The following is a 25,374-nucleotide window of genomic DNA, read 5'->3' as shown; positions in this document are numbered from 1 at the left end:
TTAAAATTTCATGCTTGAAGCTTTTCCGTTAAGCCGGATTCTGCCTTAAGAAAATCTTCACGTTTTGCCCAAACCCTTGCGCCGGAGTTTCTCTCTCGCAGGCCCCTCACCGTTTGAATGCCGGTCGAAGCGGGAAAATTAACGCCGGTTAACAAACCCCTAACGGGCAGAGTTGATGTAGAGAACCTCTCCCGCAGAGGCATATTCAGACCAGATTAGTGCATCGTGCCGTCTGCAAAATCAGAGAGTTACTGGACAAGATGTCGGACCGTCACCCCTGTGGATAAATCTGGGTATTTTTCTGGAACACTCAATCATAGTGAGAATTCTTCGCATCAGGACGAAGAACGCTGGTTTTGTTGATATTTGTAAGTCTATACCCAAGTCATTGCTGAAACACGGCATATTTTCGCGCGCTATTTATCACGAAAAGACAACTCAAGACAGGAGCCGAGGCGCAGATCCCACGTGGAAAACTACAAGATAAACACCAATAGATTGAATCAAATCTCCATCAGAAACGAAAAGGCGCGAGCCCCGAGAGGCTCGCGCTACCGTAAAATTCACTAAACTGGATCAGATTTCGCGCAGATACTGCATCACCGCCGGACGGACAGTTTGATCGCCGCGATGACGGGCATCGGTGATGATTTTGCGCAGTTCACCCAGGTCAACACGCATCAACAGCGACTTCACAGGACCAACCGACGCAGGCCGCATCGACAGGATCCGCAATCCCATCGCAGCCAGGCAGACGGCCTCGATCGGCCGCCCTGCATCCTCGCCACAGAAGCTGAGCGGTGTGCCGGAAATCTCGCAGCGTTCAACGATCTGGGCGATAAAGCTAAGGTAGCTGACATTGAGCGTATCATAGCGCCTGCGCACCCGTTCATTTTCACGGTCAGCCGCGAAAAAGAACTGTTTAAGGTCGTTCCCGCCGATGGACAGAAACTCTACCTCGTCAAAAAATTTCTGCGGAGCAAAGGCCAGCGATGGGGTCTCAAGCATCGCGCCCACTTCCAACTTGGACGGCAACGCATGCCCCAGGCGGCGCTCGCGCTCGATGGTCTTGTCGACCTCGGCCTTGGCGTCGCGGAACTCTTCAAACTGCGCCACAAACGGGAACATGATCGACAATGGCCGCCCGTTCGCCGCGCGGATCAGCGCCTGCAACTGCATCCGCATCACGCCCGGCTTGTCCAGACCAACGCGAATGGCCCGCCACCCAAGCGCAGGGTTGGGCTCATCCGTTGGCTTCATGTAGGGCAGAACCTTGTCCGACCCGATATCAAGCGTACGGAACACCACCCGCTTGCCCCCGGCCGAATCCAGAACCCGCTGATAAAGTGCAACAAGTTCAGACCGCTTGGGCATCTGGTTGCGCACCAGGAACTGCAGTTCGGTCCGGAACAGCCCCACGCCTTCGGCGCCAGAGTTTTCAAGCGACGGTAGATCTGCCATCAGGCCAGCGTTCATCAGCAGATGCACGCGCGAGCCGTCACGGGTGATCGCCTTTTTGTCACGGATAGAGGCATAGCGCTCCTGCGCCTTGGCCTGCATCGCGATTTTGTCCCGAAATGCGCCGACAACGGTATCGTCTGGCCGCAGGTGCACGACCCCCTGCTCGCCATCGACCATGATATGATCACCGTTCAGCGCCTCATTGGTGATGCGCTTTGTGCGGACAACCAATGGAATTGCCAGGGCGCGGGCAATGATCGCCGCATGAGAGCCCACAGAGCCCTCCTCCAGCACGATGCCACGCAAGGAACGCCCGTATTCCAACAACTCACCTGGGCCGATATTGCGGGCGACCAGAACCGGGTCATCGGGCATTTCTGCCCCGGTCGCACTGCCCTGCCCCGTCAGGATACGCAGCAGGCGGTTGGACAGGTCATCAAGATCGCTCAGCCGCTCGCGCAGATAGGCATCCTGCACCTGCAACATGCGCGCGCGCGCCTGCGACTGTTCCTTTTCCACGGCTGCCTCGGCGCTCAGACCGCGGCCGATGTCCTCTTCCATCCGGCGCATCCAGCCTTTGGAATTGGCAAACATCCGGTAGGCCTCGAGAACCTGCAACTGCTCCTTGTCACCGGTCTGGGTGACTTCGAGCATCTTGTCGACCCCCACACGCAGCTCTTCCACAGCCTCATGCAGGCGTTCCAGCTCGCGGTGGGGATCATCGGCAATCGGGTTGGTGACAACGACGCGTGGTTCGTGCAGCCAGACGTGGCCCTCAACGGCCCCCTCCTGCGCAATGGTCGCACGCAAGAGCACAGGCTGCTGGTGCAGGGGCGACAACGCCGCACCCTCACCGACAAAGGCGCCAAGCTCGGTCATCTCGGCGATGACCATCGCCACGACCTCTAGCGCATAAACCGCATCAGAGGAGAACTCGCGCGCCTCTTTGGACTGGACAACAAGCACGCCGAGCATTTCGCCAAGACGCTGGATCGGAACCCCGAGGAAAGAGGCATAACGCTCCTCCCCCGTCTCCGGCATATAGCGAAAGCCCTTGGCGCTGGGGGCGTCAGGTGTGTTCACCACCTTGCCAAACTTCGCCACGCGCCCCACCAGGCCTTCGCCGATGCGCATACGGGTCTGGTGCACGGATTCGACGTTCAGGCCCTGTGTCGCACAGAGTTCAAGCGTCTCGTCATCGCGGAACAGATAGACCGAGCACACCTCGCAATGCATGCTGTCCGCGATCAGCTGGGTGATCTTGTCAAGCCGGGCCTGGCCGGCGTCATCGCCAGCCATGGCCTCGCGCAACCGCATCAACAGGTTGCGGCTTTCAGATTCGGTCGCTTTTACCATAGGGCCGTTCACACAATTCTGGTGTCAGTCGGCCAATAATGGATCAGGCCGCCTTGTCCAATTCAAACGCATCATGCAGCGCCTGAACAGCAAGTTCCATGTATTTCCGGTCAATCAGCACCGAAATCTTGATTTCGGAGGTGGTGATCACCTTGATGTTGATTCCTTCATCAGAAAGCACCTTGAACATCTTGGCCGCCACACCGGACTGCGAGCGCATGCCGATCCCTACGACAGACACCTTGGCGACATCCTTGTCTGCCAGCAGCTCTGCATAGTTCAATTCGCCCTTTTCCTTGATCGCCTGCAGTGCCTGCTCGGCTCGGGCCACCTGATCCGTCGGACAAGAGAAGGTCATGTCGGTGCGACCCTCGTCCGAGATATCCTGCACGATCATATCGACGTTCACGCCTGCATCGCTCAGCGTGGTAAAGATGTTCGCCGCAATACCGGGACGGTCTGCAACCGACTGGACGGTCAGCTTGGCTTCGTCACGGGAATAGGCCACACCGGCCACAACATTGGATTCCATGATTTCCTCCTCGTCGCAGACCAGAGTTCCGGCCTCGTCCGATTGTTCCTCGAAACTGGACAGAACGCGCAGTTTCACCTTGTAGCGCATCGCCAGCTCGACCGAGCGGGTCTGAAGCACCTTTGCCCCCAGAGAGGCGAGTTCCAGCATCTCTTCGAATGCGATCTTATCAAGCTTGCGAGCCTTGTCGCAGATCCGCGGATCGGTGGTGTAGACACCATCCACGTCAGTATAGATATCGCACCGTTCCGCATCAAAGGCCGCGGCAAAGGCCACCGCAGTGGTGTCGGATCCACCCCGCCCCAGAGTGGTGATCCGGCCTTCCGGGCTGATCCCCTGAAAGCCTGCGACAACCGCCACACGCATGCCTTCACCAAATTTGGCGTTGATGTTGTCGGTCGGGATCTCCTCGATCCGCGCCTGACTGTGCGCGCTGTTGGTTTTCAGCGGCACCTGCCAGCCCTGCCAGCTGCGTGCAGGCACATCCATTTCCTGCAGGGTCAGCGCCATCAGACCGGCCGTGACATTTTCCCCAGAGGACACAACAGCATCATATTCACGCGCATCATAAAGCGGCGAGGTTTCATTGACCCAACCCACCAGCTCGTTGGTCTTGCCAGACATGGCAGACACGATGACGATCACGTCATAGCCTTTGGCCACTTCGACGCCCACACGCTTGGCAGCGCGGCGGATGCGGTCAAGGTTGGCGACAGATGTGCCGCCGAATTTCATCACAAGAACGGGCATGGGGCAAAACTCTCCGTGCGCTTGCGGGTTTCAACTCCCCGCCTCATATGCGAGCGGCCAACGGAGGGCAAGTCTACCGATTGTAATGATACATGGCAGATTGACGAGCAGACACGCAGTTTTGATGCGTGCTTCAGCGATGCATTCGTCAGATCGACTAGCTACGCCAGAAACGGATCGTCAGAATGGCGTAAACGGCCATCAATTCCAATCGACCGATCAACATTGCCGCACTCAGAATCCACTTGGCCCCATCATTGAGGGTCGAGAAATTGCCGGCAGGTCCAATGGTGTCGCCCAGCCCCGGCCCGATATTGGCCACCGCAGTGGCCGCGCCGGAAACGGCGGTGATGAAATCAAGCCCGGTCAGAGCCAACGCCCAGGACACGATCCCCAGCGTCACCACAAAGAACATGAAGAACGAGATCACCGAACTCAGCACTTCATTGTCGACCGCGCGCCCCTCGTAGCGGGGGATGAACACCCCATGCGGCGAGTGGATCCTCTGGATCTGGACCCGAACAGAGGCAAACAGCAGCTGGTACCGAAAGATCTTGACTGAACAGGCCGTCGATCCCGCGCATCCCCCGATCAAACCGATGAAGAAGAACATGGTGACAAGAAAACTGCCCCACCCCATGTAATCCACGCTGGCGTATCCGGTGCCTGAAATGATCGAGGTGATATTGAACAGTGCTTCGCGGACGGCCTGTTCCGGATGATGGGGAAAGACGTAAACCAGCACGCAAGAGGTCACGACAACCAAAATGGCGATGGTCGCAAGGAATGCGCGGATCTGGCTGTCACGCACCAATGGACGGGACTGACCGTTGATCAACTGGACATAGCGCACAAACGGAAGGGCCGCGAGGATCATGAAAACGGATGCTGCATATTCCGGTGCGCCAGAGAATGTCCCAAACGACGCATCATAATTGGAGAACCCACCGGTCGAACAGGTGGTGAGCGCATGCACCAAAGCGTCAAAGGGCTCCATGCCCAGTGCCAGATAGACCACCATACAGGCCACTGTCAGCCCGACATAGATCAGCGAGATCTGTTTTGCGATTGCCTGCGCGCGAGGAAGGATTTTCCCCATCGTGTCAAAGGCTTCGGACTTGAAAATCTGCATACCCCCAACGCGCAGTTCGGGCAGGAACACCATCGCAACCACGATGATGCCAATCCCGCCCAGCCACTGCAGGATGCCGCGCCACAACAGCAGGCCGCGGGGCAAATCATCAAGGCCGGAAATCACGGTAGAGCCCGTGGTCGTCAGGCCTGACATCGCCTCAAAAAACGCATCTACAAACCGCAGTTCGGTTGCGCCCAGCATAAGCGGGATGGCCCCAAACAACGGCAGCGCCACCCAGACCAACGTCGTCAGAAGAAACGTCTGCTGGATCGTCAGACCTTCACGCACGCCATTGGCACAGCTCAGGGCGATCAGACCGCCACCAAGAATGGTAATCACCGCACTTTCCAGAAAGACCGGCCATTCGCCCTGCCCGTCATACAGGTCGACTGCGAGGGGAAACACCATGGTTGCCCCAAGAATAGCCACCAAAAGGCCAATGACATATCCGACCGGACGCAGATCCAACATGGGCGCAGCGTTGGCCTCAGCGGCAGGTGAAGTCAAGCCATCGCGGTTTGGATCAACTCTTTGGCGGGGTGGTTTTCTTCACCTGTGGCACAGGTTTGCCTGTCTCAGCCGTCGCTTGCGGGGTCGGTGTGGGCGCAGCCTTGGGTGCGGCCTTGATATCGCCTGCGACCTTTGTGGCGGCAGCGGAGGGCGACACCGCCTGTCGTTTGCTGGATTGCTCCGCCTGCAAACTGGAAGCGGCCGCTGGCATTTCTGCCGGCTTGGACGGTGCCCTGTGGCGCCTGCGAACCGGCGTCGGGCGGCTCGGCTTTGCCTCTGCGGCAGACGGGCGTGTGGCATCGGTGTTTGGCGTCGCACCTGCGGGGTCGCCCTGCGTCTTTCTCTGGCTGGCAAAAGGTTTGCTGGCCGACGTTCCCTTTGCAGGCGCAGCCTTGCTGGCTGCGGTCCGTGCGGGTGCAGTCTGCGGCGTTGCCTGCTTTGTCGCCGCCTTACGCGATATTGGTTTTGCCTTGCTGCGGGCCACGGCCTTGCGTCGTGCGGCTGGCTTCGTTGCGGGTTTGGTCGTCGATTTTTGAACGGCAACAGCATCAGGCGCAGCGACAGCAGCAGACGCCCCAAGCCCCCAGACGGATTGGGCCAGCTCGACCTGTGCTGCAGGCACAGCCCCCATCATTGAGATCGCGCCCCGCCAAAAACGCAGGTTCTGACCCACAATGGTTCCCGCCATTGCAGCTGGGGTTCTGGGCATGTCGGAAAAGTTGAAAAAGGCAATCATGAACGTCTCCCTATCTGGCGGAGAACCTCCGCCAATCGATGGCAGGACCAAACGCACGGGCAACTACAGCCCAGAACACTGGCGCCGTGGTGGAGGCAGATCAAACTGCCTCTCATATCCAGAAAGCCTAGCAGATTCGCACTGCACTGCAGCAAAAATCTTGCCGCATCGCAGAAATTCACTGAAGGTGCACAAATTTTACGATCGCGTCCGGCGGAAACGCAAAATCGCCCGCCGGTGGGGCGGACGATCTTGATAACGTTCGAGGGACACGCCAGCCCCTTCCGACAGCTCAGCCCTGATGGATCAGCGTCGCAAACAGCTTCGGGTCGATGCTTTGCGCGGCAAAGGTGTCGCCTTGGGTCAACACGCTGATGGCATCGTGGCTGTGCAGGCTTTCCTGATGGCTCGCGATGACGCGGAAATCGCCAATGCGCGGATCAGACTGCAGCGCCTCACAGAACAGGCGCGCTGCGTCTTCGACAAAGATCGGGTTGGCTGCGTTCAGCTCGGCAAAGGCCTGCTCGTCCTCGCGCTTGACCATGACCTGAGTTTCGGTCGGAACCGCGCGGCGACAGTGTTCGATGACGTCCTCAAACCACAGGCAGGGCGTATCCCCTTCCACTACAAGTGAAATCCGGGCCACAGAGCGCTGAGAATGTGGCGTCGCCAATTGACCACGCGCGCTGCGGGCATGCTCGCTCAATTCCAGCGAACAGGGGCAGGTCGAAGAATACACATAGTCCAGATGCAGGATCTTGGTGCGCTGTCCGCCGTGGTCCACCAGTTCCAGTGCGATATCGTAATACTGATACCCGGCCAGACCAGAGCGCAGGCTCTCCACCTTCATCGGGAAGGAGAAACGCATCATCAACCGCGCGTCATAGCTTTCGAGATCCGACAGATAGTCGTCCAGCGCAGCTTCCATCACTTCGAAGCTGAAAGTCCGCTCAGCGTGTTTGTAGAAGGACCGCATGATGCGGGACATGTTGATGCCCTTCTTGTCAGCCTCAAGGCTGACAGTGCCCGTCACACTGGTCTCAAGCGTCAGATCGCCATTGTCGCGCGTGTGTACGCGGATCGGCAATCGAAAGTTCGAAATGCCCACATGCTGGATCTGCTCATGCGCGCCGCGGATCAGGCTGGAGGGGCCGTTTTGCAGATCGGGCAGGGTCGCGCGATACGCGGCATCCGCTTCAAAACCGTCGGGGTAGTTCCGGGACAGATCCGGGTAGTTGCCAAGGGGGGCATTCGGCAGCAGGCGGGCCACAGCCGGGTTCAGCTGCGCGATCTCGGTCTCTGTTGCGGTGCTGGCCCACTGGCGCAGCAGGTCCAACGCCTGCTCCGCATCCGCCCGATCCGGCGCCTTGGACAGGTTACGCGTGTGAGAGTTCATGAAACAGAGACCTCCGCTGATGCCGCCCTCCAATAGGCAGCAGGTGTGCTTTTAGAGTGTTACGCGCAGGATCGCAAAACAGATCATTCAAAAGCGTCGTATCTGACGCCAATCCGTCCCGGTTTTCAAATCCGACCCAGGGTCAGGCAGGCTGCATCGCCGCCGCAGTGATGGCACCACTCATCGTCACAGGTTTATCTGGTGCCAATCGGGGCCGCGGCAAGCCCGCACCCCCGACTGGGCCGTTTTCAGGCGGACGCCGCAGCAAGGGCCTGCGTCAGATCCGCGATCAGGTCCTGCGTATCTTCCAGACCGACAGAGAACCGCACCAGACCCGGTGTGATGCCCAGATCATCCTTCTGCACGTCGGAAAGCCGCTGGTGCGTGGTGGTCGCCGGATGGGTTGCGATGGATTTCGCATCACCAAGGTTGTTGGAAATCACCGGAATGGTCAGTGCATTGAGGAAGGTGAACGCAGCCTCCTTGCCGCCCTTGAGATCCAGAGACAAAACAGTGCCCCCCTTGCCGCCAAGCTGGCTTTGGACAAGGGCGTTTTGGGCGTGGTCTGCCAGACCGGGATAGATCGTGCGCTCCAGCGCCGGGTGACCGTTCAGTGCTTCGGCGATCTGCAGTGCGCTCTCGGCCTGTGCATTCACCCGCAGTGTGATGGTCTCCAACCCCTTCAACAAGGTCCAGGCGCTAAACGGGCTGAGGCTACCGCCGGTGTGCTTCATGTAGGGTTCGACAGTCCCGCGGATAAAATCGCGTGTCCCAAGGATGACGCCGCCCAGAACACGACCCTGCCCGTCAATGTGCTTGGTCGCGGAATAGACCACGACATCGGCCCCCTGCGCGATCGCGTCAGAGAAGACGGGTGTTGAGAACACATTATCCACCACAACGGTCGCGCCGACCGAATGGGCAATCTCTGCCACGGCTTTGATGTCGATCACCTCAAGCGTAGGGTTCGACATGGATTCGAAAAACACAGCCTTGGTGTCCGGGCGCATCGCCGCGCGCCAGGCGTCAAGATCGGTGCCGTCCACAAACGTCACCTCGACCCCAAAGCGGGTCAGGATGTTTTCGAGGATGTAAAGACAGGAGCCAAACAGCGCCTTGGCGGAAACAACATGATCGCCCGCCTTCAGCATCGAGGTAAGCGCGCCGTTGACCGCCGCCATGCCGGACGCCGTGGCAAAAGCATCTTCTGCCCCCTCAAGCGCTGCGATCCGCTCTTCGAACATGGCAACGGTTGGGTTGCCATAGCGGGCATAGATGAATTCATCCTCGCCGGTTTCGATAAACCGTGCCTCGGCCTGTTCGGCGTTTTCGTAGACAAAGCCCTGCGTCAGAAAGATTGCTTCGCTGACTTCGTTGTACTGGCTGCGGCGGGTGCCGCCGTGAACCAGTTTGGTGCGTTTGTTCCAGCTCTCGCTCATCTCATCACTCCTTGCGCCATCCGCGCATCAAAAAACCCCCGTTCGGCCAAGCGAAAGGGGGTCCTTCACATCCTGACCTCTTTAGCGGGATTATTTAACGTGGCCCGCAATCCGGTAACAAATCGCCACGATCAATGTCTGCCGGATACGCCCAATCAGCCCTTGGGTCAAGCCCAGCAACCCTCACAGCAGGGGCTGCGCTGTTCAAATTCATCACGTCCGCGTCAACACCGGGCGCGAGGCGTCACCAGAGATGCCATTTGTGACAGCCCACCCCATCTGTTTGCCGAACGCTCACGGTCCTTTGGGGCGATCAGCCCTCGTCTTCGTCCGCATCCGGCAGCGCGTAGGCCTGGAACACGCGGGCCTGGGTCATGAAAAACGCAAACATCGCAAGCGACAGCCCAAAGGTCTTGAAATAGACCCAGGTGTCCGTGCTCTGCGTGCGCCAGATCAGCTCATTTGTGACCGCGAGCGCAAAGAAGAAATAGCACAGGCGCCGGGTCAGGATCATCCAACCCGCGTCCTGCAGCGGCATCAGCTCGTCAATCATCACCTTGAGGTAGCTCTGCCCCCGCATCAGGCCGATCGCCAAGGCCGCCCCCAAAAGCACATAGAGGATCGTCGGCTTCATCTTGAAGAAGCGTTCATCGTTGAACCAAACCGAAAGACCACCAAACAGCACCACGATCACAAGCGTGCCCACCTGCATCTTGGAAATATGCCCGGTCAGCCGCCACAGCGCGAGGGTAGAGGCGATCATGATCGGAATGAACCCGGCAGTCACCACGATGAAACCGTCATACTCGCTGCCCCCAATCAGAAACACCTCGTCACGCAGCAGCAGGTAGCCTGCGAAAAACGCAACAAGCGGGCCGTATTCCAGCACCAGTTTCAGGGTTGGGTTGATGGGTTTGCCCGCCATGGGATCTCCTGCCTGTTGCGCCCGCGGATCATAGGCGGGCGCGCTTCGTTCTGCGAAATCTGGGTTGCCAGACCAATGTCTTCAACCTGTCTGCGTATCATACGATGGTGATGTCCGGGCAGATCATCCGCCCATCTCCACTATCACGGCGCCTAGCGCGATCAAAGCCATCAGCGCGATGCGACGTGGACCGACAGTCTCCTTCAGCACCAACCAGCCAATGAGCGCGGCAAACACCGTGGATGTCTCCCGCAAGACAGCCGCCTCACCCACCTTGTCGAGCCGGGTCGCCAGCATCACCGCACCAAAAGAGCCAAAGGCGATCACCCCGCCCAGGAGCCCCTTCGCCATCAGCGGCTTGGGGTCAGGCCGCGGCGACATCGCCCGCCAGCGCAGATAGGCATAAGGGGGCATCGCCAGCCCGTCGATAAAGAAGAACCACGCCAGAAAGGTGAACGGATCGGCCGTCGCACGGATACCGTAGGCGTCATAGGTGGTGTAGAGCGCCACAAACACGCCCGTCGCCACAGCCAGCGCCAGCGCGCTGGTCAGGGTTTCGCGATTGTGGGTCAGATTGCGGAAATTATAGAGCGCGAGACCAAAGATCCCCGCAAGAAGCACCGCAACACCAAGCCACTGCACTGCCGTGAAACGCTCGTCAAACAGGACGGATGCGCCCAACACGGTAAACAACGGCCCCGTGCCGCGCACCACAGGATAAACCACCGTATAGCTGCCCCGACTGTAGGCCAGCCCCTGCAAGATCTTGTACAGGACATGGATCACCCAGACACCCGCAAAAATCGGCCACATATGGGGTTCGGGCCAGGGCACAACAAAAAGCGCCACCGGCATCGCCATCATCCCATAGGAGAAATCAATCGCGCCCCGCGACAGCCAGGGATCATAACGCCCTTTTTGCAGCGCCCCAAACAACGCGTGAAGAAGCGCCGCCATCAGCGCCAGCCCCAGCGCAACATGATGCCCCGCCTCAGTGCCTTCAAGCGAGATCAGCCAATCGCTCACGTCAAATACCTTTACAAAAACACGGATCCGACGGGGCTGTGTTGCCCCACGGGGTATCTTCAGCCATCACGAAGACCCCTGGATCTGGGTCATGGCACAGTCGGACCCAATAGGGCCCGGCTCAGGAGCCCTCCAGCCCTGTCAGGGCTGCGGCGAATTCCTCTGGATCAAAGGGCGCCAGATCATCAATCTGCTCGCCGACGCCGATGGCGTGGATCGGCAGGCCGAACTTATCGGCCAGCGCAACCAAGACGCCGCCCTTGGCCGTTCCGTCCAGTTTGGTCATCACCAGACCGGAAACATCCGCGAGCTTTTGGAAGGTTTCAACCTGGTTGAGCGCATTCTGACCGGTCGTCGCATCCAGCACCAACAGGGTATTATGCGGCGCGGTTTCATCCTTTTTGCGGATCACGCGCACGATCTTGGCCAGCTCTTCCATCAGATCAGCGCGGTTCTGCAGGCGTCCAGCGGTGTCGATCATCAACAGATCCGCACCGTCCTCTTGTGCGCGGGTCATGGCATCAAACGCAAGGCTTGCGGGGTCAGACCCTTCTGGCGCTGTCAGAACAGGAACGCCTGCACGATCGCCCCAGACCTGCAGCTGTTCCACCGCAGCGGCACGGAATGTGTCACCTGCCGCAATCACCACCTTCTTGCCGGCCGCCTTGAACTGGCTGGCCAGCTTGCCGATCGTGGTGGTCTTGCCCGAGCCGTTGACCCCAACCACCAGAACCACCTGCGGGCTTTTTTCGTAGATTGGCATCGGGCGGGCGACTGGCTCCATGATGCGGGCCACCTCACCAGCAAGGAGTTCCTTGATCTCGCGCGCGGACAGACGCTTGCCATAGCGTCCCTCAGCCATATTGGCGGTCACACGCAAAGCGGTATCCACGCCCATATCCGCCCCGACCAGCAGATCCTCAAGCTGTTCGAGCATCTCATCATCCAGCACGCGGCGCGGCTCTTCTGCCTTGCCCCGTCCGATCAGACGCCCCAGCAGGCCCGCCTTGGGGGTCTCAACCGGCTCTGGTTTGGGTGTTGGAACCGGGGTCAGGCTGGGCTTTGGCATCGGTTTTGCCACCGGCTCCGTCCGGACGGGCGCAGGCTGAACCTTGTCCCCCTGCGCAGGCGCTGTCGGCACTTCGCTGGGCGCTTCGGCTGGGGTTTCCTTCGGGGTCTCGGCAGGGACTTCGACGGGCGGTGCAACCGGGGCTTCGACAGGAGTCTCGACAGGAGTTTCAACAGGGGCCGGTTCCGGCGACACATCCGGCTGAGAGACAGCAGCCTCCGCGCCTTCCTCGACAATGGCGTCCAGCCCCTTCTCAAGCTTGGCTGACGACTTGAACAGCCGATCCTTCAGTTTTGAGAAAAACGCCATCTCGGTCTCCGCATTCAGATGTCTTGGTCTTTACCTGCGGACACCTAATCCCCTTTTGGGGCAAGTGCAAAGGACCACGCGCAGATCACGTCAGGAAAATGCCAGCAAAAACGCCGCCTGCGCCCCCCAATAAAGCGGCCAGACCGCATAGGGCGTGGCACGCCTCGCCGGATGATCCTCTGCCAGCACGAAGGTTTCAAAGGCAAGCGTGATGTCAGACGCCATGAAGGCAAGCGCAGCCGGCAGCACCAGCGCAAGGCCTGCCACCGGCGGCAGCGTCAACGCCGCCACCCCCATTGCAAGGATGATCGGCACATAAGCAAGCACCGCCACCTTCAGATCACCAGCACGCGGTGCAAGAAGCCAGGCCATGAACAGGCCGACAACGGCAAAACCCGCAACAAATGCAGGTCCGGCACCGCTGATCAAGCGCGTTGGATCACTTTCGCCAATGCTCAAAAACAGGGCCACATAGGCCAGATGCCCCGCAGCAAAGGCCCCGACACCGGCCATGAAGCTCGTCTCGCCCTCCTGTGACAGGCAAAAATCCCCCGCCGCACATAGCCCAAGCGCCAGCACCAACAGCCAGGGCGCACCGGCAAGGGCGGCCGCAAGGGCCAGAAAGGCCACCGAGAGCGTTTTACTGAGACTGCGGAAAGGACCAGCGGCCCCCGCCGCCATCGGCAGGTAAATCACCGCAAACACGGCCGCCACCGCAAGGGACACCCCCGCCCCACCCGAAAGCGCCCCAAACCCGTCAAATGCCATGATGTTCAGTCCCTTACTTGCCCGACGACATCACCCTGACCCTGTAGATGTCCGCGGTCAAAGGTGACGCGACGCAAAGGGCCGCGGCTCACAAGGGCACAAAATTGGCCAGAATGGCGCCGCTCTGGCACAGTTGACCCATGCGACACCTGCAACTGATTCTCTTGTTCCCGCTGTCTCTGGGCCTGTTGATGGGCCCTGACGCAAAGGCTGCACCGCTCGGTGCCGAGGAATTTGACCGCTACACCCAAGGGCGCACGCTGTTTTACGGCTTTGATGGTGTTGCCTACGGGGTTGAGCGGTATCTGCCCGGCCGACGTGTGATCTGGTCTTTTCTGGATGGCAGGTGCCAGGACGGCGAATGGTATCCCAAGGGGGATCAGATCTGTTTCGTCTATGACACCATCGGCTCGCCCCAATGCTGGGTCTTCACCCTGGATCAGGGCGGATTGGTTGCACAGTTTGAAGGCGACCCAGAGGAAACCCAACTGTACGAGGCCGATGAGGTCGAAGAGGAAATGATCTGCCTGGGGCCGGAGGTCGGCGTCTAAGAGCTGCCTCTCAGCCGCCGCGCCGGACCTTCCCCAATCACTGCATCCTGACCCTAGAACAGCGTCCCCTGCCCGCCATCATCCTGACCCGGATCCGCCTTTGGCTTGCGCGCGGCAGGTTTGGACGGTGCAGACGTTTGCGCGGTGCTCTGCTGAACGGTTTTTGCACCTGCGTCAGAGCCGTCCGGGTGAACGGCGATCTCGCCATCGGCAAACTCGATCCGCAGATGATCCGCCCCCCTGGCCCCGGCGGCCCGTGTCACCACGTCGCTGCCATGACGCACAACCGCATATCCTCGATCAAGCGTGGCTTTATAACTCAGGATCTCCAACTGCCTGCCAGTGGCATCCAGCCCCCGGCGCGCCTGCTGCAGGCGTTGGCTCTGCAATGCGTTCATTCGCTGCGCGAGTTGGGTCAACCTGTCACCCTGACGGGCGACTTCGCGCTCAATCGGGCGCAGGCTGAGCCGGGAAGACAGGTTTTTCAATCCATCCCGACGCCCCTGCACAAGCTGGCGCAAGGTGGCCGGGCGCAGCGAGGCGGCGGCTTCGCTCAGCTTGAGGCGGCGCCGGTCGACACCCCGGATCAATGCATCCGGAAGGCGATAGGACACCTGGTCCAGCCGCTGGCGCGGGGTTTCCAGCAAGGTATCGGGTTTGGGCAGGGCGCGGGACAGGTCGTTCAGCCGCTGGCGTCGGATTTGCACCGCCTGGCCAGCCCCGCGCGTCAACCGCGCCCCCTGCTGTTCCACCCAGCCCAGCAGCTCCAGTCGCACAGGAACGGCCAATTCTGCCGCCGCCGTCGGCGTGGGCGCCCGCCTGTCAGAGACAAAATCGATCAGCGTGGTGTCCGTCTCGTGGCCCACCGCAGAAATCAGCGGGATCTGGCTGCCTGCTGCGGCCCGTGCCACGATTTCTTCGTTAAAGCCCCAGAGATCTTCGATTGAGCCACCGCCGCGCGCCACGATGATCAGATCGGGACGCGGTAGCGCCCCTCCCGGTGTGAGCTGGTTAAAGCCATCAATTGCACGCGCCACTTCCGCGGCGCAGTTCGCCCCCTGCACTGCGACGGGCCACACCAGCACCTTGCGCGGAAATCGGTCGCGCAGCCGGTGCAGAATATCCCGGATCACCGCCCCCGATGGCGAAGTGACAACACCAATGATCTGCGGCAGATAGGGCAGCGGTTTCTTACGCTCTGGCGCAAAGAGACCCTCTGACTCCAGCTGTTTCTTGCGTTTTTCCAAGAGCGCCATCAGCGCGCCCTGCCCCGCAACCGCCACCTCGTCCACGTTCATGTTGTATTTGGACTGCCCGCCAAAGGCGGTCAGCCGACCGGTTACAACCACCTCCAGCCCCTCTTCGGGCACCACCGACAGGCTGCTGATCTGGCCCTTCCAGGTCGTACAGGCCAGGACCGAGCGATCATCCTTGATGTCATAATAAAGATGCCCGGACCGGGCCTTGAAGACACGGCCAACCTCGCCTTTGACACGGATGCGGCCAAACGTCCCTTCCAGCGTCCGCTTTACCTCGCCAGAGATCTCCGAAACCGTGAATTCGGGGGCGTTCTGGCCGGGCCGGTCGGATGGGGCGGGATCATCAAACAGGTCTGACATACTGGGGCTGCTCTCCTGCGGCGCCGGGGCGCGTACTGAGTTCTTGTTTTGAAGGTCCGCGCAGCATAGAACCCGCTGCAAGCAAGGCAAGCCCCGCCGCGCGGTGGGAGGCCACGGGCTCAGGCAGATCGGAGAAGACGCAAATGAACATCCTCATCCTTGGCAGCGGCGGGCGCGAACATGCTCTGGCCTGGGCGGTGATGCAAAACCCAAAATGCGACAAGCTGATCGTGGCACCAGGCAACGCAGGCATCGCCCAGATCGCGGATTGCGCCGCCTTTGACATCGAAGACGGTGGTGCGGTGGCCAATTTCGCCGAGGAAAACGCCATCGATTTCGTGATCATCGGGCCAGAAGCCCCGCTGGCGGCCGGGGTTGCAGACAGGCTGCGCGAGGCTGGGTTGCTGGTTTTCGGCCCCTCCGAGGCGGCTGCGAAACTTGAAGCCTCCAAAAGCTTCACCAAGGAAATTTGCGATGCGGCCAATGCGCCAACCGCAGCGTATGGCCATTTCACCGACGCCGAAGCCGCCAAGGCACATGTGCGTCAGCACGGCGCGCCAACAGTGGTCAAGGCTGACGGGCTCGCCGCAGGTAAAGGCGTCATTATCGCGATGAGCGAAGCCGAAGCCATCGACGCCATCGACGACATGTTCGGCGGCGCCTTTGGCGGGGCCGGCGCCGAGGTGGTGATCGAAGAGTTCATGGAAGGCGAAGAAGCGTCCTTGTTTGTGCTGGTCGACGGCGAAAACGTGCTGGCGATTGGGTCTGCCCAGGATCACAAGCGCGTCGGCGAAGGCGACACCGGCCCGAACACAGGCGGCATGGGCGCCTATTCCCCCGCCCCGGTCCTGAGCGCCGAGATCGAAGCGCGCGCAATGGAAGAAATCGTCAAACCCACCATGAAGGTGATGGCAGAGCGCGGCATGCCCTATCAGGGGGTCCTTTATGCGGGCCTGATGATCAAGGACGGCCAGCCACGACTGGTGGAATACAACGTCCGCTTTGGCGATCCCGAATGCCAGGTTCTGATGATGCGCCTCGGCGCGCAGGCGCTGGACCTGATGCAGGCCGCAGCCGAAGGCCGTCTGGGTGAGGCGCAGGTAAACTGGGCCGATGATCATGCCATCACTGTTGTCATGGCCGCCGCAGGCTATCCGGGATCTTATGAAAAAGGCAGCGAGATCAAAGGCTTAGACACCCTGCCTGAGGACAGCAGCAACATGGTCTTTCACGCGGGCACCAAGGCCGAAGACGGCAAGGTTCTGGCGGTTGGCGGCCGGGTGCTGAATGTGACCGCCCGTGGCGACACCCTGCAAGAGGCCCGCGATCGCGCCTATGCGATGGTGGACGGCGTTGACTGGCCACAGGGCTTTTTCCGCCGCGACATCGGCTGGCGCGCGCTGAAGTAACCAAAAGACAGGCTCTCCCGCCTGTTTCGGACCAATCAAAGATTGCCCCACACAGTTGGGCGTGGCCGGGCGCGATGCGCCCGGTTTTTCGTTGCAGGCCTCCCCCTTGCCCAACCATCCCATCCGACCTTGCGCCCCACTCTTCACCAGCGCACCGTGTTGAGGGATCGGGTGTTGATCCCGGTTCGAGGCCCGGCAGTGACCCGCCAAGAACCCGGCGGTCCTGACGCAGATCATGGTTTTCCGGAAAACCAGGGCAGCTGGCGGGAATGCCTCTGTCCTGCCGCTTTCTGCGAAGTGGCGACGGTTTCGGCAGGCTAGGTATTGAAAGATATCAGGGGCACCATAACCCAAGCCCCCCAAGCGTCTCGATTTGGACAAGACAGCACTGAACCGGACCAATTGACCAGACCGTTCCCAAAACCCTGACGGAGCCCGTGACCTGATGATCCTGCGCGACAAACCCGGATTGATGCAGTTGATGTTTGCGGTGCGCGGCTCCGTTCTGCCCCGGATCTTGCCGCGCATCATCGGTCTTTCGGCCCTCTCTGCGTTGATCCTGTGGATCGATAGCGAGGTTCTGCGCCTGCCCCATACCAACGCCGCACCCTTCGCGGTTTTCGGCATCGCTCTTTCGCTGTTTCTGGGGTTTCGCAACAATGCCGCCTATGATCGCTGGTGGGAAGGGCGCAAGCTTTGGGGGCAGCTGGTGGCCGACATGCGCGGGCTCAGCCGCGATTGCGATCTGTTTGTCAGCAGCAGCGAGGCCCGCCACCGCATCCTGCGGCTCGCCTTGGGTTTTCTGCATCTGCACCGGATCAATCTGCGCCGCCAAGATGACCGTTCTGCCGTCCTGTTCTGGGCGGGAGAGGATTTCGCAACCGCCCCGCATCCGCCCTGCGCTGCGCTGGACCGCCTGACCGTGGAAGTCGGCCGCGCCGCAGATGACGGGTTTGGCCGCAAGGCGCTGGGGGAACGCATTGCAAGCATGGCTCTGGCCCAGGCCGGCTGCGAGCGGATCGCGACCACTCCGCTCCCCTATGTCTATTCGCTGTTGGTGTTTCGCACGACCTATCTTTACTGCCTGCTTCTGCCCTTTGCGCTGATTGATGGCGCGGGTTGGCTGACCCCGGTATTCGTGGGCATCGTGGCCTATGTGTTTTTTGGCCTGGCCGAAGTGACAGAAGAGCTGTCGACACCCTTTGGGGAAACCGTGAACGGCCTGCCACTGGATGCGATCTGCCGAACCGTGGAGCGGACGCTTGCGCCCCGCCTCGGGCAAGAGGTGCCCCCACCGCTTCAGCCTGTCGACTATTTCCTGTCCTGAGCCTGCCCGGCATTTCTTGCCGCCGTACCAACCGGGCCAACCCTGCCAACATGCCAGCCGGGCCAACCGTGCCAGCCGGGCCAACCGTGCCGGTTAGACCAAGGGAGCTATCCCGAAGATAGCCTGTTGGCGTCACCCCGCCTGCGATGCCCCGCCTGTCATGCTCTGGCTGCCATGCACCGTCTGCCAGCCCCTGCCTCTCCGTGCCCCCGCCTGAGCAAAACCGCACCCACGGCGCGCCGGGGCTTACCGCAGGCTTTTGCCATGCGCCGCAAAAGGCCGGTCAGCCTGCCAAGACCACGGCTGCGCGCCTGATTGCCCTGAAGTATATCTCAGCGCAGCTCTGGCGCGGTGGCAACAGGATCAGAACAACGCAAAGATCGGGTCAGAGAAGCCCGCCGATGCGGTGTCGGAATTCAGTTCGCTCAGCAACAGGAAACGGTTGCGGAACTCCTCCAGCTTGTCCGGCTTCAGCAGGTCCGCAGGATGGGTCGTCCCGAAGGACGCAAAAGCCCGGTCTTTCATCTCGTTGACCTGTCGATCCACATCCAGCTGGCCAAAGCTCGATGGCAGGCCCAATGCGGATTCAAACACCGTCTTCAGCGGCGGCGAGCCAATGATCCCATACCAATGGGCATCCTCGCTGCCTCCGGCATCCGCGATGGACTGCAGCTCCCGCTCAAGCGCGAGCGCAAGCCGCATATTGGGGTCGCTTTCACCGATGGCGATTTCAAAGTTCCGGTCGGTATAAAGATCGGCAATCTCTTCGGCAAAACCGGGCGGATAGGTGCGATCATTGCCGCCGGGGTTGAAGGCAAAAGCATTCGCCATCGCCTGAACATTCGGATCGCGGTAGAGATTGGCATATGAGGTTTCGGAGGACAGATCCGATTCGAACACCTTGAGCATGAAGCTGAAATCCAGCTGTCGCTCATTCATGTTGAACACATCCAGCCCCGCCTCAAAGGCATCAAAGTCGAAAACAAACTGCCGCGGGTTCTCATAGCCGGACAGTTTCGTGCCCACCTCGTCTGCCAGAACCTTTACCTTGCTGGGCGGTGGCGTCCATTCGGTCTGATAGGCCTCTGCCAGATCGAAAAACGCAAGGTTGCCGGGCTGGTTCACGAAAGAATTCGGATCCGAAAGATCCGATTCCAGAACCTGGCGCAGAAAATCCTCTCCCGGATTGCTGTTGTTGAACTGGTCCAACACCTCCTCCAGCAATTCAGGGCGCGCAAACAGCTCGTCCGGGCTGGAAAAACTGTTGATATCCGGCATGCCAAAGCCGAATGCCCGCGACATGGCCAGAACGCGCGGATCCTCCTGCTGCCGCACAGCAGAGTTTTCGTCATAGGGGTCCGCTTCCAGCATCCGCTTGAGGAAGATGGGGTTGGTGTATTCCAGATCGAATGTCTCGATCACCGCATTCAGCAGGGTTTCATTGCCAAGCAGCTCATCCGCGTTGGCAGGCCCCGCGCCATCGTTCATGGCCGTGAACTCCCCCAGCATGGCATCCATGCTGCTTGTGTATTCCGGCGGCGCGTTGAATTTGAACTGGCTGGCAAAATCGGCAAGCCGGGTATCGCTGAGCCTGTTCACAAAGGAATTGTCGTCCGAGAGATCGGATTCCAGCACCTTTTGCAAAAAGAACTCATTCCCCGCATACCGCTGCAGGCCGAAATCATCGAGCGCCTGATTAAGGAGCGTCTTGTTCGACAGCAGGTCTTCGGGGCTCGCCACGTTGACATAGGGCTTTTCCGCGCTTGCACTGGGCAGTTGCGGGCCATCCTCGCTGCCAAAACCGAACGTCTGCGCCAGGCCAAGGTAGCGGTTGTCGTTCAATCGGTTTGCAAAAGAACGTGGATCGCTCAGATCCGATTCCAGCACCTGTTTGATAAAGGCGCGGTTGGCGATGTCTTCTTCCAGACCAAACGCCCCTAGGGCAACCTGCAGGACATTGTAGTCATCCAACAGCTGATCTGCGGTCTGAATGCTGTCGATCTTGTTGGTGAAATCCTGAACAGCACGGTCAAGTATCGGAGACTTCTCAAAAATCTGCTGCTGCTGGGTCCGGGTGCGATCCAGAAAATTCCAGCCGGCAATGCCGGTTCCCAGAACATAGGGTGAAAAGGTCACGCGCCTGTCTCCTGCTTGCAAACGAGATCCGCCGCTGCGGTTCGGAAAGTTGTCTGTTGCAAGACGGTACGGCGAAAGTGGTGAACAAACCTCAAACAGACGGGCCCACTTCCCAAGAAACAGGTAACAAAATGCCTGCAAATTTAGCGATACACGCAGCCCTGCAGTGCGGGCTGGTCAGCAATCACCGCGGGTCGGTGCAGCTCAGCACATCCCCCAGGCCGAGGTCAGCCCGAAACACGCCAAGATCGCGGGTCTGCAACCCATCGGAAACCAGTCGGGTCGCAATGATCCGGTTCCAGCCGGGGTTGAGCGTGATGATCTCGACCCCGTCACCACAATCGCGCAGGCCCGACGTGATGAAATCCTCACCAATCCGGTGGTTGGTCAACCCGCTGGTCTGGGCGACCTCCGTCAACTCGCCCGCGCTGTAGCGCCACACCCGCAGCAGCCGTGCCAGATGCGGACGATCGATATAGGCGATTTCAACATGGCCATCGCCATCCATATCCGCAGCCCCGATTGGCGCCAGCCAGCGAAAGCGGGTGCCGATATTGGGCGTGGCGGCGATTTCGCGCAGCCCGGTTTGCGTCAGACCATAGACCACAAGGCGCGCGCCCCGCGTCGGGTGGCTTTCCACCACCACAACCTCTGCCCGGCCATCCCCGGTCACATCCCACAGCCGCGGTTGCAGATCCTCAAACACCGGCCCGTCTGCCGGCAGTTCAACGCGGTAACGGGTCCCAGCACTGTCGCGCAGGACCAGCGCGGAATATTCGACATCATCGCCCAGGACAGCATGCGGATAATGACGGGTGGGCGCGTCATACCGCGCCTCGGTCAGCTGCGGCAGCACCTCTGCCACAGCCCCCTTGCCCCCCAATGAGGGCACAAACACGAAAGCGGCCGCCATAGCAGCCGCCTTCATCCATGTCAGACAGATCTGCCCATCAACCGGGCGGGCGGTTCGCTCCGCGCGGCGCAGGGCCGCTCGCCCACCATCCGACGGCAGACGCCGCGCCCGCGCAGCGCTTTCGCCTTGCGCAGGGCACGGCCCGACCATCAGATCTGTTTTTCCGGCATATGGACAACCAGACCATCCAGATCGTCGGTCACCTTGACCTGACAGGTCAGCCGCGAGCGCGCAGGGTCGGGCTCATAGGCAAAGTCCAGCATGTCCTCTTCCATGTCGTCCTTGGCGGGCAGCTTCTCGACCCAGGCCGCATCGACATAGACATGGCACGTCGAACAGGCGCAGGCACCGCCGCAGTCGGCCTCGATGCCCGGAATATTGTTGTCACGGGCGCCTTCCATCACGGTCAGCCCGTTTGCCACGTCCACCACATGCTCGGTGCCGTTGTGCTCGACATAAGTGATCTTTGCCATCGTCAGCTGTATCCTTTTTCGCTACGCGTCCGATTTTGTAGCCAACCCGCCACCGCCGCGCCAGTGCGAATTTGCCTCTCTGGCACTGTGATGTGGCGGCTGCATCAGGGTCTTTGCCCGCGCGCGGATCTGGGATAGTTTCGGTGGAACAACGCAACACAGGGCCACGGGACACACGGCATGGCGGACAACCTGCGCAGACATGGGCACCGGCTGCTGGTCGGCTGTGCGCTGTCGGGCCTATTGATGGGCGCGCTTGCGGGCTGTGCGGGCACCACCGGCACGCTCGGTGCGCAGGTCGGCCGCGCAGAAACCCAGCCACCGCAAAGCCCCGCAGACGCCCCACCCGGCACCTGCTGGTCCACCCACACAAGCCCCGCCGTGATCGAAACGGTCACTGTTCAGGTCATGACGCATCCTGCCCGCGTCGCCCCTGATGGCACGATCGAACGGCCCGCGCGGTTTCGCCGTGAAACCCGCCAAAGCATCGTCGAAGAGCGGCGCGAAAGCTGGTTTGAAACCCCCTGCCCCGATCAGATGAGCCCCTATTTCATCGGTTCCCTGCAACGGGCACTGGCGGTGCGCGGGCTCTATGACGGGCAGATCACCGCCACGATGGATGCCCCCACCCGCGCAGCGGTACGCCGTTTTCAGGAACTCGACGGGTTTGCAAATGACGAATTGTCATTGCTGAGCGCCCGCAAACTGGGATTGATTGCTGTTGAGCTCTGACATGACACTCAGCGCGCCCAAGCGGCGCAAGTGGCTGCTGCCGAACCGCGGGTTTCTCTCCGGTGCCTCGGAACGCCTGCTTGAGATCCTCGACAGCGAGGCCAGCGAAGTGCTGCTGCAGGCTGGCGATATCCTGTTTGATCAGGGCGACGACGGCGATGCGCTTTATGCCATCGTAAGCGGCGCGGTGGAATTTTCCACGCTCTCCTCCGCCGGGCGCAAACTGTCCCTTGATATCATGCGGGCGGGCGCGGTCTTTGGCGAGATTGCCCTGTTTGATCCCGGCCCCCGCACCGCGACGGCCACTGCGCTTGAACCAAGTCGCCTGCGCCGCCTGCGCAACCGTGACGTTCTCAGCCAGCTGGCGGCCCATCCTGATCTGGCGGGGGATCTCCTGCGCCTGGCGGGTCAGCGCATGCGCTGGATGAACACTCAGCTGTCGGAACAGGTGTTCCTGCCGATGCCCGTCCGGCTGGCGCGCAAACTGCTTTACCTCACCCCCGATGGCGGAGATGGCCGCCTCAGCCTGTCGCAGACTGAACTGGCCGAGTTCGTCGGCGCCACCCGCGAGGCGGTCTCCAAGACGCTCTCGCAATGGAAACGCAGCGATGTGATCGATATCGGACGCGGCAGCCTGACCATTCTGGACCGCAAGGCGCTGATGCTGTTGGCCGACCCCGATATCGGCTGACACAGATGTACTGAAATGGTGTGCAGAAACGGGGGCCATCCCCTCCATGCCTGCCCCCGGCAAAAAAATGCACCCTTTGTGAACTGGGTCACAGACCCAAAGGCACCTGATGGGCGAATGTCCACACAGGCGCCGTTATCCGTTCCATCCCAACGGTTGCCTGTCCCATCTAGAGCCATGTGCCACTTGTGTCCCGGCACATGGCTCATATGGGGGACGACAGCCAAACAGATCGGCCAGACGCCACAGACAAACGCGCCTGGCATCCGACTGACCGTCGCCGGGAGAGCACGCTTGGACTTGGCCGGGGGGGCTGCATCCCAGACAGCAGCCGCAAACAGACCAAAACAGACCGACGAGTTTCGCCAAATGCGGGTTGCCGCAGCTGGCGCAGGGTTTCGGGGCAGCCGTCAGGTGCCCGGAGGCGATCCGCAGGACACCAGCCAGACCTGCCGGGCCGCATCCTGCCTGCGTGATAGCCGTATTCCGCAGGATCAAAGGCTGGGGGCACTTGGGCCCCTGACCGGCACAGGCCCCGACGCAAAAGGGCCAGGCATTGCCGCCCGGCCCTTTTGTCGTGTCATGAATGGGGTTTGCCCCCGAATGCCCTTGGGCTGGTTTACTCTGCCAGGTTCAGGGCCACAAAACGTGGCTCACCCGCCCGGCGCACCAACAGGAGCAGCGATTTGCGGCCTGCCTCCTTGGCTTCGCTGATGCGGTCTTCCAGCTCTGCAATGGTGGACAGCTTCTGCTGGCCTGCTTCGGTGATGATATCGCCCGCACGCAGCCCTTTTTCAAAGGCTTCGGATGTTTCATCAACGCCGGTGATGACCAAACCATCGGTGCCCTCCGGCACGTTCAGCTCGCTGCGCTGATCATCGCTCAGACGGCTCACCGTCAGACCCAGCAGCTCCTTCTCGCGGGTGTCCGGTGCGATCTCGCTACCGGTGTCGGCTCCGGCCTGACGCTGCGCATCTTCACGGCGCCCCAGGGTCACACGCAGGGTCTCGGTCTTGCCCTCGCGGTAGACCACGACGCGCACGGCCTTGCCCACCTCGGTGTTGCCAACCTGACGCACGAGACCCCGTGTGTCTTCGACGTCAGCGCCGTCAAAGGACAGGATCACATCGCCAGCCAACAGACCTGCGTCCTTGGCCGGGCCCTCCGGCACATCAGTCACCAGCGCACCCTTGGCGCTGTCCATGCCCATGGCTTCGGCAACATCACTGGTGACGTCCTGAATGCGCACGCCGAGCCAGCCGCGACGGGTTTCACCGTACTCACGCAGTTGATCGACCACCTTGGTCACGACATTGGATGCCATCGAAAAACCGATACCGATGGAGCCACCATTGGGCGACAGGATTGCAGTGTTCACGCCGATCACCTCGCCATCCATGTTGAACAGCGGTCCGCCAGAGTTGCCCCGGTTGATCGCGGCATCGGTCTGGATGTAGTCATCGTAAGAACCCGACAATTCGCGGTTGCGCGCAGACACGATCCCCGCCGAAACAGAGAAGCCCTGACCCAGCGGGTTGCCCATGGCCACCACCCAGTCACCAACACGGGCAATGTCGCTGTCGCCGAATTTCACAAAGCTGAGCGGCATCGGCGCGTCAACTTTCAGCAGTGCGATATCGGTGTTGGGATCAGTACCCACGACCTTTGCAGGCAGCGGCTGCGCAGGCTGGCCATCGCCCGGAAAGAACTCGATCTCGATTTCATCGGCTTCTTCGATCACGTGGTTGTTGGTGACGATATAGCCATCTTCGGAGATCACAAAACCGGACCCCAGCGCAGAGGAACGGCGCGGACGGTTGCCCTGACCGTTGCGATCCTGGAATTCACGAAAGAAATCCTCGAACGGGGATCCTTCGGGCACGATGCCCTGCGGCCCTGCGCGGCCCTCGACGACGGTGGTTGTGGTGATATTGACCACGGCGGGGCTGACCTTGTCAGCAAGTGGCGCAAGACTATCGGGACGCGCCTGTGCAATGGCAACCTGCGCCAGCACCATCATCATGGCGAGCCCTGCCAGCAGCATCACGCGCGCCGAACCCAAAAGCGCCAGTGGGCGCAGGGCTCCGCTCGTGATGGAATTGGATGTAACC

At 60.6% G+C, this 25,374-nt stretch carries 20 protein-coding genes and 1 riboswitch; of the genes, 6 read left to right on the top strand and 14 right to left on the bottom strand.

The features are described 5' to 3' along the window. Window positions 1-576 precede the first annotated feature (576 nt). The 3 genes from ptsP to NIT7645_RS02430 all read right to left on the bottom strand — a co-directional run bounded on the left by ptsP (window position 577) and on the right by NIT7645_RS02430 (window position 5,705). Entirely contained in the window at window positions 577-2,817 is a 2,241-nt protein-coding gene (gene ptsP, locus NIT7645_RS02440) for a phosphoenolpyruvate--protein phosphotransferase (RefSeq protein ID WP_008563053.1), read from the bottom strand. Between the two features lie 43 nt (window positions 2,818-2,860). Continuing rightward, window positions 2,861-4,099 (bottom strand): aspartate kinase, encoded by a 1,239-nt coding sequence (locus NIT7645_RS02435; protein WP_008562354.1) that lies wholly within the window; start codon window positions 4,097-4,099, stop codon window positions 2,861-2,863. Window positions 4,100-4,256: 157 nt separating this feature from the next. After that, window positions 4,257-5,705 carry a TrkH family potassium uptake protein gene (locus NIT7645_RS02430; RefSeq protein ID WP_008560669.1) on the bottom strand — a complete coding sequence of 483 codons (1,449 nt, stop codon included), beginning with the start codon at window positions 5,703-5,705 and terminating at the stop codon, window positions 4,257-4,259. Between the two features lie 152 nt (window positions 5,706-5,857). Here NIT7645_RS02430 and NIT7645_RS02425 point away from each other — a divergent pair, with 152 nt between their 5' ends. Further along, window positions 5,858-6,280 (top strand): hypothetical protein, encoded by a 423-nt coding sequence (locus NIT7645_RS02425; protein ID WP_131724141.1) that lies wholly within the window; start codon window positions 5,858-5,860, stop codon window positions 6,278-6,280. 492 nt (window positions 6,281-6,772) lie between these two features. Here NIT7645_RS02425 and folE2 read toward each other — a convergent pair whose 3' ends face one another. From folE2 to NIT7645_RS02395, 6 genes are all read right to left on the bottom strand, one after another. Beyond that, a complete protein-coding gene (gene folE2, locus NIT7645_RS02420) occupies window positions 6,773-7,876 on the bottom strand; it encodes a GTP cyclohydrolase FolE2 (protein WP_008559647.1) in 1,104 nt (367 codons plus the stop codon). 248 nt (window positions 7,877-8,124) lie between these two features. Then, a complete protein-coding gene (gene metZ, locus NIT7645_RS02415) occupies window positions 8,125-9,315 on the bottom strand; it encodes an O-succinylhomoserine sulfhydrylase (RefSeq protein WP_008559693.1) in 1,191 nt (396 codons plus the stop codon). A 60-nt stretch (window positions 9,316-9,375) separates the two neighbouring features. Further along, window positions 9,376-9,454, bottom strand: a riboswitch (SAM riboswitch). 174 nt (window positions 9,455-9,628) lie between these two features. Then, window positions 9,629-10,240, bottom strand: coding sequence for an inner membrane-spanning protein YciB (locus NIT7645_RS02410; RefSeq protein ID WP_050673771.1), 612 nt, complete (start codon window positions 10,238-10,240; stop codon window positions 9,629-9,631). A gap of 123 nt (window positions 10,241-10,363) precedes the next feature. Beyond that, entirely contained in the window at window positions 10,364-11,266 is a 903-nt protein-coding gene (locus NIT7645_RS02405) for an EamA family transporter (RefSeq protein WP_008558740.1), read from the bottom strand. A gap of 121 nt (window positions 11,267-11,387) precedes the next feature. After that, window positions 11,388-12,644, bottom strand: coding sequence for a signal recognition particle-docking protein FtsY (gene ftsY / locus NIT7645_RS02400; RefSeq protein WP_050686006.1), 1,257 nt, complete (start codon window positions 12,642-12,644; stop codon window positions 11,388-11,390). Window positions 12,645-12,734: 90 nt separating this feature from the next. Further along, the gene (locus NIT7645_RS02395; RefSeq protein WP_008562854.1) at window positions 12,735-13,412 is read right to left on the bottom strand and encodes a lysoplasmalogenase; all 678 of its coding nucleotides are present in this window, start codon (window positions 13,410-13,412) and stop codon (window positions 12,735-12,737) included. A 140-nt stretch (window positions 13,413-13,552) separates the two neighbouring features. Here NIT7645_RS02395 and NIT7645_RS02390 point away from each other — a divergent pair, with 140 nt between their 5' ends. After that, entirely contained in the window at window positions 13,553-13,963 is a 411-nt protein-coding gene (locus tag NIT7645_RS02390) for a hypothetical protein (RefSeq protein WP_008562353.1), read from the top strand. A 53-nt stretch (window positions 13,964-14,016) separates the two neighbouring features. On the opposite strand, the gene xseA is transcribed toward NIT7645_RS02390, so the two are convergent. Next, window positions 14,017-15,582, bottom strand: coding sequence for an exodeoxyribonuclease VII large subunit (xseA, locus tag NIT7645_RS02385; protein ID WP_008559004.1), 1,566 nt, complete (start codon window positions 15,580-15,582; stop codon window positions 14,017-14,019). Between the two features lie 143 nt (window positions 15,583-15,725). On the opposite strand from xseA, the gene purD reads away from it, so the two are divergent. Then, window positions 15,726-16,991, top strand: coding sequence for a phosphoribosylamine--glycine ligase (purD, locus tag NIT7645_RS02380; protein ID WP_008562349.1), 1,266 nt, complete (start codon window positions 15,726-15,728; stop codon window positions 16,989-16,991). Window positions 16,992-17,436: 445 nt separating this feature from the next. After that, window positions 17,437-18,318: a bestrophin family protein gene (locus tag NIT7645_RS02375; protein WP_008562668.1), complete on the top strand. Its 882-nt coding sequence runs from the start codon at window positions 17,437-17,439 to the stop codon at window positions 18,316-18,318. Between the two features lie 363 nt (window positions 18,319-18,681). Here NIT7645_RS02375 and NIT7645_RS02370 read toward each other — a convergent pair whose 3' ends face one another. The 3 genes from NIT7645_RS02370 to NIT7645_RS02360 all read right to left on the bottom strand — a co-directional run bounded on the left by NIT7645_RS02370 (window position 18,682) and on the right by NIT7645_RS02360 (window position 21,840). Next, complete coding sequence (locus NIT7645_RS02370; RefSeq protein ID WP_008563037.1) at window positions 18,682-20,454, bottom strand: DUF1217 domain-containing protein; 1,773 nt, start codon at window positions 20,452-20,454, stop codon at window positions 18,682-18,684. 184 nt (window positions 20,455-20,638) lie between these two features. Next, complete coding sequence (locus NIT7645_RS02365; RefSeq protein ID WP_008560463.1) at window positions 20,639-21,517, bottom strand: FG-GAP repeat domain-containing protein; 879 nt, start codon at window positions 21,515-21,517, stop codon at window positions 20,639-20,641. Then, complete coding sequence (locus tag NIT7645_RS02360; protein WP_008559980.1) at window positions 21,517-21,840, bottom strand: 2Fe-2S iron-sulfur cluster-binding protein; 324 nt, start codon at window positions 21,838-21,840, stop codon at window positions 21,517-21,519. Before NIT7645_RS02360 ends, NIT7645_RS02365 begins: the two co-directional genes overlap by 1 nt. A 180-nt stretch (window positions 21,841-22,020) precedes the next feature. Between NIT7645_RS02360 and NIT7645_RS02355 the strand changes: the two genes are divergently transcribed. Together NIT7645_RS02355 and NIT7645_RS02350 are read left to right on the top strand one after the other, a co-directional pair. Next, complete coding sequence (locus tag NIT7645_RS02355) at window positions 22,021-22,572, top strand: peptidoglycan-binding domain-containing protein (protein ID WP_008561481.1); 552 nt, start codon at window positions 22,021-22,023, stop codon at window positions 22,570-22,572. A gap of 1 nt (window position 22,573) precedes the next feature. After that, complete coding sequence (locus NIT7645_RS02350; RefSeq protein ID WP_008558718.1) at window positions 22,574-23,263, top strand: Crp/Fnr family transcriptional regulator; 690 nt, start codon at window positions 22,574-22,576, stop codon at window positions 23,261-23,263. Window positions 23,264-23,882: 619 nt separating this feature from the next. Here NIT7645_RS02350 and NIT7645_RS02345 read toward each other — a convergent pair. Then, window positions 23,883-25,307 (bottom strand): Do family serine endopeptidase, encoded by a 1,425-nt coding sequence (locus NIT7645_RS02345; RefSeq protein WP_242656163.1) that lies wholly within the window; start codon window positions 25,305-25,307, stop codon window positions 23,883-23,885. Window positions 25,308-25,374 lie beyond the last annotated feature (67 nt).

The organism is Phaeobacter italicus, assembly GCF_001258055.1.
GTDB lineage: Bacteria > Pseudomonadota > Alphaproteobacteria > Rhodobacterales > Rhodobacteraceae > Phaeobacter > Phaeobacter italicus.
This window is presented reverse-complemented; position numbering and strand designations above follow the sequence as displayed.

Excerpts from the sequence above, each read along its gene's own strand:
- ptsP (WP_008563053.1), bottom strand. The coding sequence starts at position 2,817 with ATGGTAAAAGCGACCGAATCTGAAAGCCGCAACCTGTTGATGCGGTTG.
- NIT7645_RS02435 (WP_008562354.1), bottom strand. The coding sequence starts at position 4,099 with ATGCCCGTTCTTGTGATGAAATTCGGCGGCACATCTGTCGCCAACCTT.
- NIT7645_RS02430 (WP_008560669.1), bottom strand. The coding sequence starts at position 5,705 with ATGTTGGATCTGCGTCCGGTCGGATATGTCATTGGCCTTTTGGTGGCT.
- folE2 (WP_008559647.1), bottom strand. The coding sequence starts at position 7,876 with ATGAACTCTCACACGCGTAACCTGTCCAAGGCGCCGGATCGGGCGGAT.
- metZ (WP_008559693.1), bottom strand. The coding sequence starts at position 9,315 with ATGAGCGAGAGCTGGAACAAACGCACCAAACTGGTTCACGGCGGCACC.
- NIT7645_RS02410 (WP_050673771.1), bottom strand. The coding sequence starts at position 10,240 with ATGGCGGGCAAACCCATCAACCCAACCCTGAAACTGGTGCTGGAATAC.
- ftsY (WP_050686006.1), bottom strand. The coding sequence starts at position 12,644 with ATGGCGTTTTTCTCAAAACTGAAGGATCGGCTGTTCAAGTCGTCAGCC.
- NIT7645_RS02395 (WP_008562854.1), bottom strand. The coding sequence starts at position 13,412 with ATGGCATTTGACGGGTTTGGGGCGCTTTCGGGTGGGGCGGGGGTGTCC.
- NIT7645_RS02390 (WP_008562353.1), top strand. The coding sequence starts at position 13,553 with ATGCGACACCTGCAACTGATTCTCTTGTTCCCGCTGTCTCTGGGCCTG.
- xseA (WP_008559004.1), bottom strand. The coding sequence starts at position 15,582 with ATGTCAGACCTGTTTGATGATCCCGCCCCATCCGACCGGCCCGGCCAG.
- purD (WP_008562349.1), top strand. The coding sequence starts at position 15,726 with ATGAACATCCTCATCCTTGGCAGCGGCGGGCGCGAACATGCTCTGGCC.
- NIT7645_RS02375 (WP_008562668.1), top strand. The coding sequence starts at position 17,437 with ATGATCCTGCGCGACAAACCCGGATTGATGCAGTTGATGTTTGCGGTG.
- NIT7645_RS02365 (WP_008560463.1), bottom strand. The coding sequence starts at position 21,517 with ATGGTCGGGCCGTGCCCTGCGCAAGGCGAAAGCGCTGCGCGGGCGCGG.
- NIT7645_RS02360 (WP_008559980.1), bottom strand. The coding sequence starts at position 21,840 with ATGGCAAAGATCACTTATGTCGAGCACAACGGCACCGAGCATGTGGTG.
- NIT7645_RS02355 (WP_008561481.1), top strand. The coding sequence starts at position 22,021 with ATGGCGGACAACCTGCGCAGACATGGGCACCGGCTGCTGGTCGGCTGT.
- NIT7645_RS02350 (WP_008558718.1), top strand. The coding sequence starts at position 22,574 with ATGACACTCAGCGCGCCCAAGCGGCGCAAGTGGCTGCTGCCGAACCGC.
- NIT7645_RS02345 (WP_242656163.1), bottom strand. The coding sequence starts at position 25,307 with ATGCTGCTGGCAGGGCTCGCCATGATGATGGTGCTGGCGCAGGTTGCC.